12 protein-coding genes are annotated in these 15,615 nt (G+C 37.5%); 10 read left to right on the top strand and 2 right to left on the bottom strand.

Annotation, left to right across the window (positions count from 1 at the left end; genetic code table 11):
- Positions 1-2: 2 nt before the first annotated feature.
- Genes EV200_RS16175 through EV200_RS16155 form a run of 5 tightly spaced genes read left to right on the top strand, consistent with a single transcriptional unit; the run spans position 3 to position 5,791 of the window.
- A complete protein-coding gene (locus EV200_RS16175; RefSeq protein ID WP_132534492.1) occupies positions 3-380 on the top strand; it encodes a GtrA family protein in 378 nt (125 codons plus the stop codon).
- Positions 377-2,932, top strand: a complete 2,556-nt coding sequence (locus EV200_RS16170) for a DUF5686 and carboxypeptidase-like regulatory domain-containing protein (protein WP_132534489.1) — start codon at positions 377-379, stop codon at positions 2,930-2,932. Before EV200_RS16175 ends, EV200_RS16170 begins: the two co-directional genes overlap by 4 nt.
- 9 nt (positions 2,933-2,941) lie before the next feature.
- Complete coding sequence (locus EV200_RS16165) at positions 2,942-4,225, top strand: DUF4833 domain-containing protein (RefSeq protein WP_132534487.1); 1,284 nt, start codon at positions 2,942-2,944, stop codon at positions 4,223-4,225.
- A gap of 5 nt (positions 4,226-4,230) precedes the next feature.
- Positions 4,231-4,851 (top strand): sterol desaturase family protein, encoded by a 621-nt coding sequence (locus EV200_RS16160; RefSeq protein WP_132534485.1) that lies wholly within the window; start codon positions 4,231-4,233, stop codon positions 4,849-4,851.
- A complete protein-coding gene (locus EV200_RS16155; protein WP_229676855.1) occupies positions 4,838-5,791 on the top strand; it encodes a phosphatase PAP2 family protein in 954 nt (317 codons plus the stop codon). Before EV200_RS16160 ends, EV200_RS16155 begins: the two co-directional genes overlap by 14 nt.
- A 69-nt stretch (positions 5,792-5,860) precedes the next feature.
- On the opposite strand, the gene EV200_RS16150 is transcribed toward EV200_RS16155, so the two are convergent.
- A complete protein-coding gene (locus tag EV200_RS16150) occupies positions 5,861-6,301 on the bottom strand; it encodes an Hsp20/alpha crystallin family protein (protein ID WP_132534483.1) in 441 nt (146 codons plus the stop codon).
- Positions 6,302-7,015: 714 nt separating this feature from the next.
- Here EV200_RS16150 and EV200_RS16145 point away from each other — a divergent pair.
- The 5 genes from EV200_RS16145 to EV200_RS16125 all read left to right on the top strand — a co-directional run bounded on the left by EV200_RS16145 (position 7,016) and on the right by EV200_RS16125 (position 14,874).
- Positions 7,016-11,674 (top strand): DUF3320 domain-containing protein, encoded by a 4,659-nt coding sequence (locus tag EV200_RS16145; RefSeq protein WP_132534481.1) that lies wholly within the window; start codon positions 7,016-7,018, stop codon positions 11,672-11,674.
- A 268-nt stretch (positions 11,675-11,942) separates the two neighbouring features.
- Entirely contained in the window at positions 11,943-12,362 is a 420-nt protein-coding gene (locus EV200_RS16140; protein WP_132534479.1) for a MarR family winged helix-turn-helix transcriptional regulator, read from the top strand.
- Between the two features lie 74 nt (positions 12,363-12,436).
- Positions 12,437-13,756 carry an NAD(P)-dependent benzaldehyde dehydrogenase MdlD gene (gene mdlD / locus EV200_RS16135; RefSeq protein WP_132534477.1) on the top strand — a complete coding sequence of 440 codons (1,320 nt, stop codon included), beginning with the start codon at positions 12,437-12,439 and terminating at the stop codon, positions 13,754-13,756.
- 27 nt (positions 13,757-13,783) lie between these two features.
- The gene (locus EV200_RS16130) at positions 13,784-14,206 is read left to right on the top strand and encodes an organic hydroperoxide resistance protein (protein WP_132534475.1); all 423 of its coding nucleotides are present in this window, start codon (positions 13,784-13,786) and stop codon (positions 14,204-14,206) included.
- 32 nt (positions 14,207-14,238) lie between these two features.
- Positions 14,239-14,874, top strand: coding sequence for a nitroreductase family protein (locus EV200_RS16125; protein ID WP_132534473.1), 636 nt, complete (start codon positions 14,239-14,241; stop codon positions 14,872-14,874).
- Positions 14,875-15,210: 336 nt separating this feature from the next.
- On the opposite strand, the gene EV200_RS16120 is transcribed toward EV200_RS16125, so the two are convergent.
- Complete coding sequence (locus EV200_RS16120; protein WP_132534471.1) at positions 15,211-15,471, bottom strand: hypothetical protein; 261 nt, start codon at positions 15,469-15,471, stop codon at positions 15,211-15,213.
- Positions 15,472-15,615 lie beyond the last annotated feature (144 nt).

Genomic DNA, 15,615 nt, shown 5'->3' with positions numbered 1-15,615 from the left:
ATATGCTTCGGTATTTAAAAGCCCAGGCATCATCATTAATGGCTTCATTAGCAGATTTTGCAGTTACACTGGCTGCAGTAAAGCTTTTAGGTTTGTGGTATTTGGCAGGAAGTATCACCGGAACAATCGTTGGTGGAATGATCAATTTTTACATTAACAGAAATTGGGTTTTTAACGCAAATACCAAAGCGCTAAAGTGGCAGGTACTGAAATACATTTTAGTATGGCTTGGAAATTTAGCATTGGTAACCACAGGTGTTTATCTGCTCACCAATTTTTATCACCTTAATTATATGCGCTCCAAAGTGCTGGTATCAATAATCGTTGGTATAAGCTATAATTATATCATGCAAAAACAGTTTATTTTCTCTGTTAAATGAAACGTCAATTTAGTATACCATCCGTAGTTCTCTTATTCTCAATATTAAATCTATTGTGTATAGGAAACATTTTTGCGCAATCCACTGTGGTTTCCGGTACCGTTCGCGATGCCAGCACCAAAGAAACCCTGCCTTATGTATCTGTATTTTTCAAGGATACTAAAATCGGCACACAAACTGATCTCAATGGAAATTATACCCTCAGTTCAAATCAACCGCAATCTGCCCTAAGTTTTAATTACGTAGGCTACAACATATTAACCAAAAATATTACACCTTCAATCAGTCAGACGCTTAATGTGGTTTTAGCGCCCAGCGCCAATTCACTTGATGAGGTAATGGTAGTTGGTGGGAAAAAAGTGAGGTATCGCAATAAAGATAATCCAGCGGTAGAGTTAATCCGCCAGGTGATAGCGCATAAGGATGAAAACAGAATTAAAAGTTATCAAACTGTGGCTTACCAGCAATACGAGAAAATGCTGTTTTCAGTGAGTAATGTTTCTGAGAAGTTTAAGAATAAGAAAATGTTCCGTAATTACCAGTTTTTATTTCAGGAACAGGATTCTACTTTAATTGGTGGTAAGAATTTACTGCCCGTATATATTCAGGAAAGCTTATCCGATCAGTATTTAAGTAAAGACCCACTGAAATCGAAAACAGTGGTTAAAGCACAAAAACAGGTTGAATTTGATAACCGATACATTGATAATAAGGGGATGAAAACTTACTTTGATCGAATGTATCAGGACATTGATATCTATCAAAATAACATCTCTGTGATGAGCAATGACTTTTTAAGTCCGATTGCAAATGGGGCCCCAAATTTTTACAAGTTTTTTATTACGGATACACTGAAAAATCAAAAGCCTCAAATTATTGAACTGTCCTTTACGCCTAGAAATACAGGCGACATGTTATTTGAGGGAAAGATCTATGTGACCAATGATGGTCAGTATGCCGTTACAGGAGCAACATTAGGTGTAAATAAAAATATCAACCTCAATTTTGTGAGGGCGATGAAAATCGATTTAAATTTTGAACCCAACGCCTTAGGAAAATATAACCTATCTAAAAGTAATTTGCTATCCGATTTTGGACTGGGGAAAGGTAAGGGCATTGGTTTTACCGGTGAGCGTACCGTAACCTATAAAAACTATCAGTTTGATACTAAATTGCCAGACACGGTTTTTCAGGGAAAAAGTAAAGTGGTTTTGGCTGATGCTGCTAAAAAGAATGATTCATACTGGCAACAGAACAGATTGGATACCATTTCTGCCAATCAGTTAAAGATTTATAAGAATATTGATACACTTCAAAACCTCCCTTCTTTTAAGCGAACCATGAAAATTGTTACCTTGCTTTTTGCTGGTTACCAAAATCTTGGGCCTTATGAAATCGGACCTGTAAACACATTCTATAGCTTTAATAACGTAGAAGGACTTCGCTTGCGCTTGGGTGGAAGAACCACACCTGAATTAAGTAAACGATATTATTTCGAAAATTATGCTGCCTATGGTTTCAAAGATGAGAAATGGAAATTCTTCCTTTCAGCAACGTACTCCATCAACAATAAATCAATTTATGAGTTTCCTCAAAATTACATCAGGGCCAGTTTCCAGAGAGATACCAAAATTCCGGGGCAGGAACTTCAATTTGTACAGGAAGATAACTTTCTCTTATCATTTAAACGTGGTGTAAATGACATGTTGCTCTATAACGACTTTTATAGGGTAGATTATGTTAAAGAATATGAAAACCATTTCTCCTATACCTTAGGCTTAAAAAAATGGAGCCAGACACCTGCCGGAGGGCTGTATTATCAGAATGATGCAAGTCAGTTTGTAAATCGCCTGACTACCAGCGAAGTATCGGTTCAATTGCGTTATGCGCCAAATGAAAAGTTTTACCAGGGAAAGATTTACCGATCACCTATTGCAGATCGATATCCGGTGTTTAACCTAAAGTATACTGCTGGTTTAAAAGGTGTTTTAGGTGGTGAATACAATTACCACAACATTATGGGTAGCATTGATAAAAGATTTTACCTATCTCAGCTGGGCTATAGTGACGTTACTTTTGAAGGCGGCTATATTGCCGGCAAGGTTCCCTTCCCATTATTGGATATCCATAGAGCCAATCAAACGTATGCCTATCAACTCAGTTCATATAACCTGATGAACTTCCTGGAGTTTGTCAGCGATCATTACGTCAGCATTAACATCGATCACAATTTTAATGGTTTTTTCTTTAATAAAATCCCACTGCTAAAAAAATTAAAATTGAGGGAAGTGGTTTCATTTAAGGCATTATATGGTGGTTTACGTGATGAAAATAATCCGGCTTTAACTTCAGGCTTATATCGTTTGCCTGATTATGAAGATGGTTCTAAACGTACCTATGCCCTGGGAAATGACCCTTATATGGAAGGTAGTGTAGGGGTAGGAAATATCTTTAAATTATTAAGGGTTGATTTGGTGAGGCGTTTTAATTATCTTAATCATCCAGAGGTATCGGAATGGGGAATCAGGGCAAGGGTAAAATTCGATTTTTAAAAATTGGTTATGAAAGCAAATTTAAGAGACAGTTTACAACTGGGCATTTATAAAGTGATTAATCCCTTTGTGAGGGGATTAATTAAAATAGGATTAACTCCGAATGCAGTTACCACTATTGGTTTAATTCTGAATATTGGTGTAGCGGTTATTTTTGTTTTAGGTGCCGAAAAATCAAATCGTGGAGACATGTCATACGTTGGATGGGGAGGAGCCTTGGTGCTTTTCGCAGGCCTTTTTGATATGCTTGATGGTCAGGTAGCCCGTTTAGGAAACATGAGCTCGAGGTTTGGTGCGTTATATGACTCGGTGTTGGATCGTTATAGTGAAATGATTATGTTTCTGGGCATTTGTTATTACCTGGTATCGCATCATTATTTTTTGAGCTCCCTTTTTGCCTTTATCGCTTTAATTGGTTCAATGATGGTAAGTTACACCAGGGCCAGGGCTGAGGGACTAGGGGTAGAATGTAAAGGTGGTTTAATGCAGCGCCCGGAACGTGTGGTAACCATCGGTGTTTTTGCCATCGCCTGCGGCATTACCGGACATTTTATCGGTGGCGATTATAAAATTTATGTACCGGGTATTTCTTTTCATGTTTTTGAAACGATGTCTGTTTTTACCATTCCCATTACGATAATGGCACTTTTGACCAATATAACAGCTGTTAAGCGGTTGCAGGAAGCCAAAAAAGGATTGGAAGCACAGGAACTGGCTGAAAAGAAAATTAGCAATAAAGCGGCAATGTTTATTGGCTTTATCTTATCAATAGGCTTAATGGGTCTGAGTGCTTTACCTGCGCAAGCGCAAGATCCTTCTCCAATTAATTTTCCTGTGCCGAAGAACATCAGCAATCAGTTGTTTTACTTACAGCGTGATCCGAATACCAATACCATTATCTGCCAGTTAAATGTAGACCGTAATGGTGAGGTTAATCATCAAAATCCTGTAAATGTGTTTTGGATTCGTTATGGAGATCAGGGCGAGAAAAAGGAATTGGGTTATATCCAACGAAAATTTGCTTACGGAATACAGACTAAAAACCTGGGAAAAGGGCAGTTTGAACTTCGGTTTGCCGCACGTAAAAATCTTCCGATGTACCTTAATAAATCAGCTGTAGATAAAAAATACCACGTTTTTGTAACAGTAAATAACAAGAAAGTTCAAATTGAAAGAATTTTTCTCCGAATAGAGGGTGGATCGTTTTGGTTACCCAATGTTAAATATGTTGAAATTAAAGGTTTAGATGCGAACGATCCCTCGAAAGCATTAGTAGAGCGAATTAAAGTTTAAAAATTATGAAAAAGAATTTTGTTTCGAATTCATCAGCATCCATCAGGATGTTTAAGAGCGATCTTCTGGAAGGCCTCTCAAAGGTAAAATACTATGTACCTTTAATCGTGTATGTTCCTGTAATTGCTTACCTGTTTTATAAGTCTATTTGGGAGGTGGAAATGCCTGTATTAAGTTTTATCGGCTGGTTTTTATTTGGTTTAGCCATTTGGACCATTACCGAATATGTTTTGCATCGGTTTGTATTTCACTTTGAGCCAGAAGCCGAATGGGGTAAAAAGATTCACTTTATTTTTCACGGCGTTCATCATGATTATCCAAATGATGCGAACCGCCTGGTGATGCCACCTTCGGCTAGTATTCCAATGGCACTGGGTTTTTACTTTCTTTTTGACTGGTTATTGCCTCATACCATGGTTTATCCTTTTTTCTCAGGATTTATTTTAGGATATCTGTTCTACGACATGGTTCATTATGCTTTGCATCATGCCAACTTTAAAAATAGTTTCTGGAAACGCCTTAAGCACCACCATATGTTACATCATTATTCAGATGCAACCAAAGGCTACGGTGTAAGCTGGACATTTTGGGATAAGATTTTCCAATCCAACTTTGATAAAAAATAACATGCAGGATGACATTTCCCAGAATAATGCATTTTTTGGGCTTAAAACAATTTATACCACCTTACTGATTTCTCTGGCTTACCTTTTACTATCGGTGATATTGGTGGGTTTTAAAGTAGATCAGCTGATCTTGATATTTATTTTTAATTCACTTTTTTATATTTCCACCGGAACAAGAAAGTTCATTCTTGGCTTTTCTATTTTCATTGTGTATTGGATTATTTTCGATTACATGAAAGCCTTTCCGAATTACATTTTCACACCTGTTCATATTGAGGATTTATATCATCTGGAAAAGAAACTTTTTGGAATTTCCTTTAATGGACAACTACTTACGCCGAATGAATACTGGAAACTAAATACCAATGCTTTTTTGGATGTGCTCACCGGTTTTTTTTATTTGATGTGGGTACCGGTGCCTTTGGCTTTTGCTACTTATCTTTTTTTTAAGAAAAGGGAACAGTTTGTTTATTTCTCGCTTACCTTTTTGTGGGTTAATTTGCTGGGCTTTACGGTTTATTATTGTTTTCCCGCTGCTCCACCCTGGTACGTACAAGCGCATGGCTTTCAGTTTATTTATAATACTGTTGGTAATACTGGTGGCCTTTCACACTTTGATCATTTCTTTAATATCCATCTTTTTCAAGGAATATACAGCAAAGGCTCAAATGTTTTTGCTGCTATGCCATCTCTACATTCGTCCTATCCTTTAATTGTGCTTTATTATGCTTTGAAGAATAGAATGGGAATCATAAACCTGTTTTTTGCAATTCTAGTTTTAGGCATCTGGTTTGCAGCCGTATATAATAGTCATCATTATGTGTTGGATGTAATAGGAGGGGTGCTGTGTGCAATTGTGGCTATTTTGAGCTTTAATTATTTTCTAAAAAATACCACTTTCAGAAATTATATCAGGAAGTTCATTTACAAGATCAGTTGATCCTTTATGCAAGGTTAAGCTTTAAGATATACCTTTAAAAAAAAATGCCGCTTTCGCGGCATTTTTTAATTACTGAATTTCTATTTGTCTTGAAACTGCTTTAGCTTCTTCTTTTTTCGGAAGGGTGAGTTTCAAAATCCCATCCGCATAATTGGCCTGAATTCTTTCTACATCAGCACTATCAGGTAATGTAAAAGCTCTGGTGAAAGCAGAATAACTAAATTCCTTTCTGGTGTAGGATTTTTCATTACGTTCACTCTCGGCGCTTTTTTCAGTGGAGATGGTTAACATATCCCTTTCTACGCTTACCTTAAAATCTTCTTTTTTAAGTCCTGGTGCAGCCAATTCAATCTGGTAGGCATCAGGAGCATCTGCAATGTTTACAGATGGAACGTTGTTGATCCTGCGTCCTGAAAAGAATGTGTCTTCCAAAACTGATTCGAACATGTCATTAAAGCCTGGCAGTAATACATTGTTCTTTTTTTCTGGATTAAATTTAACCAATGTCATAGTTTTTCCTCCTTTTAATGTTTTAATAATAAATGGACTATAAATCAATTAATTTGTGTTGTGCATTCCTGCAAGCACACATGAAGGGTTAATCAAGTGCTGTGCCAATGTAGTTTTCTGGTGATTAAAATCCTAAGCGACTGAAAAAATTTCATTTTTGCTGAAAGTTTTTCAGGAAAAACTGCTAAACTTTCAGATTTTACATGAGCCAAGTAAATGATAATCGGATACTTAATGAGTATAAATGATTTGAACTTAGGCTAAATTAGAATGGAAAATATTAATCAAGAAATAGGAAAATAAAAAAATCCTTTCCGGTTGATTAGCCAGAAAGGATTTGTTTTTTACTCATTAGTTACTTTCATCCGAAAGGGAAAGATTGTCATCATTAATCTTTCAGGCTGAACTGCCTATTACAATATTACCAATATTCAAATTTTAAATCAGCATTTACAAACCAAAATCATAGCGTTTTGAAGAATTTAACTCTGAAAGCTATTGATAATTGTCATTAATTTGATTTAAAGGCATTAAGCGTAACAAAAAAGATAGATCTATCCTTATCTGGTTATAAATTGATATGGAGATTTTAGTTATAATTTAGCATTACGGCATCAATGAGACAACTATTTCAATTGAACACCCAGATATAATTTTATTGGTATATCCAAAATATTTGGAGATATTAGAATGATCTACATATAAGAAAAAAACATGCAGGAATCTATCCTTCCCAAATTAGAAGCATCAAGAAAAGAATTATTGGATTTAGGTATGCGTAATACGCTCCTGAATTATAAAGTACCAAAAGCCAGAGGTATACATGTGATCCAGGAAAAGTCTACCTCAATTTTTGATATGATGGTGAGGCAAAATAAAGCCATGACCTTTTTAAGCCGACCGGGAAAGGATGATGATGATGCAATAGAATGGCCGGCACTTACCAAAGAAGAACTGGAAAATTCCTATAATGATACGCGCCTCCAAACCAGTGAAACAGAACAAAAACTACAAACAAAAATTCTGAATACATATTATTTTGCCCGCACCAGTATCGAAGAGCAGGGTGTAAATATTTTGTATTTATCACTGGGCATGTTAAATTGGTATGAGCAGGGAAATACAACTGAGCCTCGTCAGGCGCCCATTATCTTAATTCCGGTATCGTTAGAAAGGTCAAGTGCCAGCGAACGTTTCAGGTTAAAATATAGTGGTGGAGAGATTGGGGCAAATCTTTCTTTACAAGCCAAAATGATGGCCGATTTTAACATCACCATCCCTGATTTAGGAGATATTGAAGATTTTGATCTTCAGGCTTATCTGGATGATATGGTGACCCGGGTAAAACACCATTCATTATGGCGCATTGAGCCTGATGCTATTGAGCTTGGTTTTTTCTCCTTCGGTAAATTTATGATTTATCATGACCTGGATAGTAATAAGTGGCCGGAAGACGATAAACCTGAAAATCACGCTATTCTCCATTCTTTATTTGGTGGTGGTTTTACAGATGCTGAACCTACAGCAAATGACGATCATAATTTAGACAAGGAGACCAATGCCCATGAACTTTTCCAGGTAGTAGATGCTGATAGCTCACAGGTACTTGCCATGTTGGCTGTTCATGAAGGTAGAAATCTTGTTATTCAGGGACCTCCCGGAACAGGTAAGTCGCAAACCATCACCAACCTGATTGCCAATGCAGTAGGACAGGGTAAAAAGGTATTGTTTGTTGCGGAAAAAATGGCGGCACTTGAAGTGGTGAAACGTCGCCTTGATGCCATTCATCTTGGCGAGGCTTGTTTAGAACTTCACAGTCATAAATCCAATAAAAAGGAGTTGCATGCAGAATTAAAACGCATTCTTGAACTGGGTAAACCTGCCTTAACGCATCTTCAGAATGAACTGGTAGAATTGGATGCTTATCGTGGGAAATTAAATGGTTATTGCAATTCAATTAACAGGGAAATTGGACGAAGCGGAGTATCGGCCCAAAAAGTAATTGGCTACCTCTCGCAAATAGCAGATCAATATGCAGATGTCAAACTACTAAATGTGCCCATAACCGATATTAGTGATTGGGATATGATCCGTATGAGTCGTGCGGAAAAAAGAGCAGAGGAAATTGAAGCCCGGCTAAAGGAAATTGGCGTGCCGGCACACCTGATATTTTATGGTACCAGATTAAAAGTTTTGCTAACCCATGAACAGGAAGGCTATCAGGTTTTAATTAGCAATGCTTTAAATGCTACTGTAATATTAGAAAACACCTCTAAAGATGCTGCCAAATGGTTGTTGATGGCTGAACCTATTAATGCTGCAGCAATTGAAAAATTAATCGCTACTGCAAAATTGGTTGCAGATAGCCCTGATTTAAGAGAAATTGCCATTCATGATCCTGCGTGGGCGACGAATTATGAAGACATTCGTGATCTACTGGAAACCGGAGAAAGGCTTGCCACGCTTAAGCATTCTTACGAAGAAGTTTTGTTGCCAGAAGCATGGAATCAAAATGTACTACAGATTCGTCAAAATTTATTAGCTCATGGTCAAAAATGGTATAAATTTATCATTGGCGATTACAAAAGAAGTGTAAAAGAGTTGGCCTCTTTTTCAAAAATTCCATTGCCTGATAACCTGGAAGGGAAGATTCAATATACTGATGATATTTTAGAAGCCAATAGATTAAGTGTTGCACTGACTGAATATGAGGCATTAGCACAACGATTATTCGGTACCCGCTGGCAAAAAATGAAAACCCGTTGGCAGGAGTTGAATCAGATTTTGAAGTTTCTTTCCAAAGCTCATATAGATATATCCAATAAGGTTTATCCGGCTACGGTTTTAGAGGTATTAAGCAGGAATGATCATTCAGGTCTCGCTTCTGATTGGGTTGAAAAACTTAGAGCAGCCGTTGCTAATCAAACAGATAGCTTTGAGCTTCTTTTAACTAAGCTCGACTTTGATCATATGCTGGTTACAGAAGATAAAAAACTGAAGTTCCTAAATTTTAATGCTCAGATTGCTTTGTTGCAGCTCTGGTCTGATCGTTTTGTAGAAATTCATCATGCCATCCAATGGAATAACCTTACAGAAGCTGCTGAAAAAGAAGGTTTTAGTTCATTAACAAATTTTGCCACTCAATGGGAGCATGCCGCTACCCATTTAAAAGTTGCATTGCAAAAAACGTGGTATGAACACCTCATCACGCAAGTCATGACTGAACGACCACCTTTACGAGGTTTTGAACGGACAAGTCATGAGGATACCATAGAAAAATTCAGGTCATTGGATGTGCTTAATCTCGTTTACAATAGGGCACGTGTAGCCTTGAAACATTATGAATCTTTGCCCAAGCAAGAAGGTGGCGGACAAATGAGTGTGTTACGAACAGAATTTAACCGTAAAGCCAGGCATTTGCCTATTCGGAAGTTGATGCAGGAAGCAGGACTTGCCATTCAAGCCATTAAGCCTGTATTTATGATGAGCCCAATGTCAATAGCGAGTTTTCTTCCTCCCGGGGAAATTGAATTTGACCTGGTCATATTTGATGAAGCCAGTCAGGTACGTCCCGTTGAAGCATTGGGAGCCGTGCTAAGAGGGAAACAATTGGTTGTGGTTGGAGATACCAAGCAGTTGCCGCCAACCAGTTTCTTTGATAAACTAAATACGGAAACCGAAGATGAGGATAATGTAACGGCAGATATGCAGAGTATTTTGGGCATGACCGATAGTCAGGGTGCGCCACAGCGGATGTTACGCTGGCACTACAGAAGTCGCCATGAGTCTTTGATCAGTCTTTCCAATCATGAATTCTACGAAAACAAGTTAGTGGTATTCCCGAGTCCCGGATCTAAATATCAAATGGGTTTAGCATTTCATCACCTGCCGGATGCCGTTTATGAACGTGGAAAAACCAGAAGTAACCCTAAGGAAGCAGAGACTTTAGCTGATGCAGTTATTCAGCATGCTTTACAAAATCCTAAGCAAAGTCTTGGTGTAATTGCTTTCAGTACCTCACAAATGCAGGCCATTCAAAATGCGCTCGAAATAAAACGCAGAAAAAATCCTGAAGTAGAGAGTTTTTTCAGAAACCACAGCGATGAACCGTTTTTTGTAAAAAACCTGGAGAATGTACAAGGTGATGAGCGGGATGTTATCTTCATTAGTATTGGTTACGGACGGATTGAAGATGGAACCGTACCCATGAACTTTGGACCACTGAATAATGAAGGTGGCGAGCGGCGTTTAAACGTGCTCATCACAAGGGCAAAATACAGATGTGAAGTATTTGCAAATATTACTGCTGATGACATTAAAGCTGCTGCAACTACAAAATTTGGAATCCGGGCTTTGAAAAACTTCCTTTATTTTGCCCAACATGGAAAATTTAGTGTAAGCCAGGATATACCTGTGATGACTGAACGCCCTTTTGAACAAATGGTTGCAGACAGGTTAACTGAAGTAGGTTACACAGTTAGAAATAAGGTAGGTTCAGAAGGTTTTTATCTGGATCTGGCTGTTGTTGATCCAGAGCATCCGGGTAGATACCTTATTGGAATCGACTGTGATGGAGAATCATATGGAAAATCGAAATCGGCACGTGATCGTGATCGCTTAAGGAAGCAGGTTTTGCAGGGTATTGGCTGGAAGATGTTCCAACTCTGGAGTACAGAATGGTACCGTAATCCTGAAAAAGAATTTCAGCGCCTTTTGGATTATATCGCCGCGGTGAAAACACAAACCTCCCTGGATGATCAGGTAGAAGAAGAAATTCATGCAGAACTCAATACCCTTGTCAGAGAAGAGCCCATAGAAATAGATACGACTATTCCATTATATGAATCAGCTAAATTGATCATAGACCAGCAAATTGAGGATCTTCACCTGATTCCTTTTGGTAAATTAGGAAATTGGATTGCAGAAATTGTGGAGAAAGAAAGTCCGGTACATTCCGAAGAAGTGGCCAGGAGAATTGCTGAAGCCGCAGGTATTTCCAAAATTGGTTCCAGAATTCGATATACTTTAGATGCAGCAGTTAATTATGCTATTACCAGTAATTTAATTGTTAAAAAAGACGATTTTCTATGGCATCCTAAAATGGAGAATCCAATCATTCGAAACAGAGCAGGTTTAAATAGTAGCAGTAAGAAACTAGCTTACATATCTCCCGAAGAAATGACTTTGGCAGTTACAAAAATTGTGAGCGAATCAATTGCCATTCAACCAGAAGTTGCTACAGTTTTAATTGCCAGATTGTTTGGCTTTAGCAGGGTAACGGAAGAAATGAAAAAAGAACTGCTCCGGGTATTGGATGTGAATGTGAATTCAGGCAAAATAAAGAAGGATGGCCAGGTGCTAAAGGAACTTTAATAAGTTAATGATGTTACCATCATGTTGCTGGATTTAAATAAACGGGCGATAAAATCGCCATTCTCACTCATCCTCGTTATAAACGAGGACGATTAGCGGTAAACTCAATTTTATTACCATTCGTATTGCAGATTTAAATAATTAAGCAATAAAATCTTGATTCCAGTTCATCCTCATTAAAAAACAATGACGATTAAAAATTCAAATTTACATAAATTATACACAATTATATTGTGCACAATGTATATTTGTACTACAATAAAAAAGAATGAACAATCTCTTAAAGTTAGAAAACCAGGTATGCTTTCCAGTATATGCCTTTTCGAGGGAGCTAACTCAGTTATACAGGCCATTTTTGGATGATCTGGGATTAACTTATCCGCAATATTTGGTGATGCTAATCCTTTGGGAAGAAAATCAACAAACGGTTAATCAACTTGGTGAAAAGCTTTATTTAGATAGCGGTACGCTTACGCCGTTGCTTAAAAGGATGGAGCAAAAAGGAATAATAAATAGAACAAGAAGCACAGCTGACGAGCGTGTGGTTATCATTTCAGTAACCGAGATCGGTGAAAAGATGAAAGAAAAAGCGACTTGCATTCCTGCTAAACTGGTAGAGGCCTTAGGACTTTCTATAGATGACTTGAATCAGTTAAAGCAGATTGTAACTAAAGCACTTAAGAGATAGATTAAGATTAAGGGCGAAAGGATATATAGAAAATAGATATCCATTAATGATTAGCTCATTAAAATAAAAAGAATATGACATCAATAGATCAACAACAAATTATCAATATATTTCAAAGCCAGAAAAGCTTTTTTGCTACCCGTAAAACACAAGATATCAGCTATAGAATTGAACAGCTGAAACGTTTCAGAACTGTTTTCGTACAACATACTGATGCCATTTGTGATGCCTTAATGGAAGATCTTGGTAAAAGTAGGAAGGAGGCCGAATATGCAGAAATACAACTTGTACTGGATGAACTTGATTATTGCATCGCAAATATTGAGGAATGGGCTCAGCCTGTCGAAGTGCCTTCTAAGCCACGTCCGGGTGGAGAAACTGTTATCAGCAAGCTTACCCATCAGCCATTTGGAGTAACCTATATTATTGGTCCGTTCAACTATCCGGTTCAGTTAACTTTTAGTCCGCTGATTGGTGCATTAATGACTGGAAATACGGTTATAATTAAGCCATCAGAAAACACACCGACTGTTTCAAATGTAATCGCACAAATTATTTCAGAAGCTTTCCAACCCGAATATGTGGCCGTTGTACAAGGAGCTATTGAAGAAAACACTTTGCTTTTAACCTTTCCATTCGATTATATCTTTTTCACAGGAAGTGCTAACGTTGGAAAGATTGTAATGGCTGCTGCTGCAAAACAATTGATTCCATTAACCTTGGAATTAGGCGGAAAATCGCCATGTATTGTTCATAAGGATGCAGATCTGGATATCGCCGCAAAACGAATTTCTTCAGGTAAATGGGCCAATTGTGGACAAACCTGCGTGGCTCCTGATTATGTATATGTACATGAGGAAGTTAAGGATGCATTGATTCTGAAAATGAAGGCATATCTTAAGGAAACTTATCAGGATCAAACGTTAGGTAAAATTGGAAAAATTGTTTCTCAGCATCAAATTAAAAATCTTGCTGGTTATATTACTTCATCATCCGAGAAATTGGTTTATGGAGGTCATTACGACTTGAACACTCGTCATTTTGAAGCTACTTTAATGGATGGCGTAAATTGGAATGATGCCGTGATGCAACAAGAGATATTTGGTCCGATTCTACCATTTCTTACCTATACAGATATTGATGAGGCATTGAGTGAAATCAACAGCAGACCAAAGCCACTTGCTTTATATGTCTTTTCAGAAAATCAGGCATTTGCAGATGATGTGTTAAATCGCACTTCAAGCGGAGATGCAGAAATTAATAGCACACTCATTCATGTAGGTTCTCACTTTTTACCATTTGGTGGAGTTGGTGGGTCAGGTTTTGGAAAATACCATGGCAAATTCAGCTTCGAAACCTTCAGCCACTTACGGGCTGTTTTACAGATAAAATAATAAAATCACAATTAAATAATAATCAAAATGAAAGTTTTATATACTGCAGAAGCAACTGCAACAGGTGGCCGTAACGGACACATTAAAAGCGATAATGGCATTTTAGACGTAGAGGTACGTATGCCCAAAGCATTAGGTGGTGCGGATGATAACTACACCAATCCGGAGCAGTTATTTGCCGGAGGTTATGCCGCATGTTTTGATAGCGCTTTGAATTTAATTATTAAACAAGGTAAAGTAGCCACAGGAGAAACCAGTGTAAAAGCAGAAGTAAGCATCGGCCAGATTGAAAATGGTGGTTTCGGCCTGGCAGTTAAATTAGCCGTAAACATTCCTGAAGTGAGCATGGAAGAAGCACAGGCTTTAGCAGACAAAGCACATCAGATTTGTCCGTATTCAAATGCTACACGTGGAAACATCGAAGTAACCATTACGGTTACGAATCACTAATTAAGAAATACATTAAATTAAAACCAGTAAAAATGGGATTATTAGAATCATTACAGTGGAGATATGCCGCTAAAAAATACGATCCATCGAAAAAAGTAAGCGAGGAAAATATAGATAAAATTGTAGAAGCAGCCAGATTGGCTCCAACGTCTTCAGGGTTACAACAATTCAGGGTTTTGGTGGTATCCAATCAGGAACTAAAAGAAAAACTTAGCCAAAATGCTCTCAATCCTGAAGTTATGGTAGATTGTTCTCATGTTTTGGTATTTGCAGCCTGGGATAATTATACCGAAGAGCGCATTGATGCCATCTATGATCGCACTACAGATGAAAGAGGATTACCCCGCGGAAGATTCTCCAGTTATACAGATAAAATTAAGGGCATTTACTTAAACGAAGAGCCTGAAAAAAACTTTATTCATACGGCACATCAATCTTATATCGGTTTTGCAATGTCAATTGCAATGGCTGCAGAATTGGAAGTAGATAGCACACCAGCTGAAGGTTTTGACAGTGCACTTGTTGATGAAGTTTTAGGATTAAAGGAAAAAGGACTTCGTAGTGTAACCTTATTATATTTAGGGTACCGCGACAGTGAAGGCGACTGGTTAGCCGGAATGAAAAAGGTACGTAACCCAAAATCTGAGTTTGTTATTGAGTATCGTTAAGTATTAGAAGGGGAGGCCTAGGTCTTCCCTTTATTTTTAATATAGATTTTCACTAAATCTTTCAATATATATCCCGCTGATTTTCGCGGATTTCGCAGATCTGTTAATCAATCATTATCAATTTAAATCTGCTCACATTTTCTTCGTAATCTGCGGGAAATGATTCACCAGTCCCAGCAAGCCTCAAATAAAAAAAATTATTCATTATTTCCCATTTTAAATATGCGAAATCCCTGAAATCTGCGGGAACTAATGCCACCAATCACTGCGAACTATAATCTCAAAGTAAAGCTATTTTCGAAGCATTTAGTTTCAATTGACTTTTCCACTATTTATTTACTCGTTAGAATCAGGAATCAGATTTGGGTGACGATACTCAATTTCATCCGCAAGTAAACCAAGCAATTCCTCATCAAAACCACTATATTTATTGCAGATATTTAACACGTGATTTCGATCTGGTTCTAATGACGCAACAATTCTGTCTTCAAAAAATACAGTATACTTACAGGTTTCTCCATCCTTAAATGGATACTCCCCAACTAAAAACTCATAAGTTTTATCATCACTTCCGTATTTCACTTTGTATTTTTCCATCGAATATGTAAATAAATGTTTAATAGCTCATGCTCTTAATTAAGCGTCATGCAAAGAGGAACAAGGAAGCAATCTATTAGCGAAGCGATAATTGGTACTAATCGTATAACGTATGGACATCGTAGTCTCTTAGGCAATAACCAT

Source organism: Pedobacter psychrotolerans (assembly GCF_004340665.1).
Lineage (GTDB): Bacteria > Bacteroidota > Bacteroidia > Sphingobacteriales > Sphingobacteriaceae > Pedobacter > Pedobacter psychrotolerans.
Note: the sequence above shows the minus strand (reverse complement) of the source record. Positions and strands in the feature narration are given on the sequence as shown.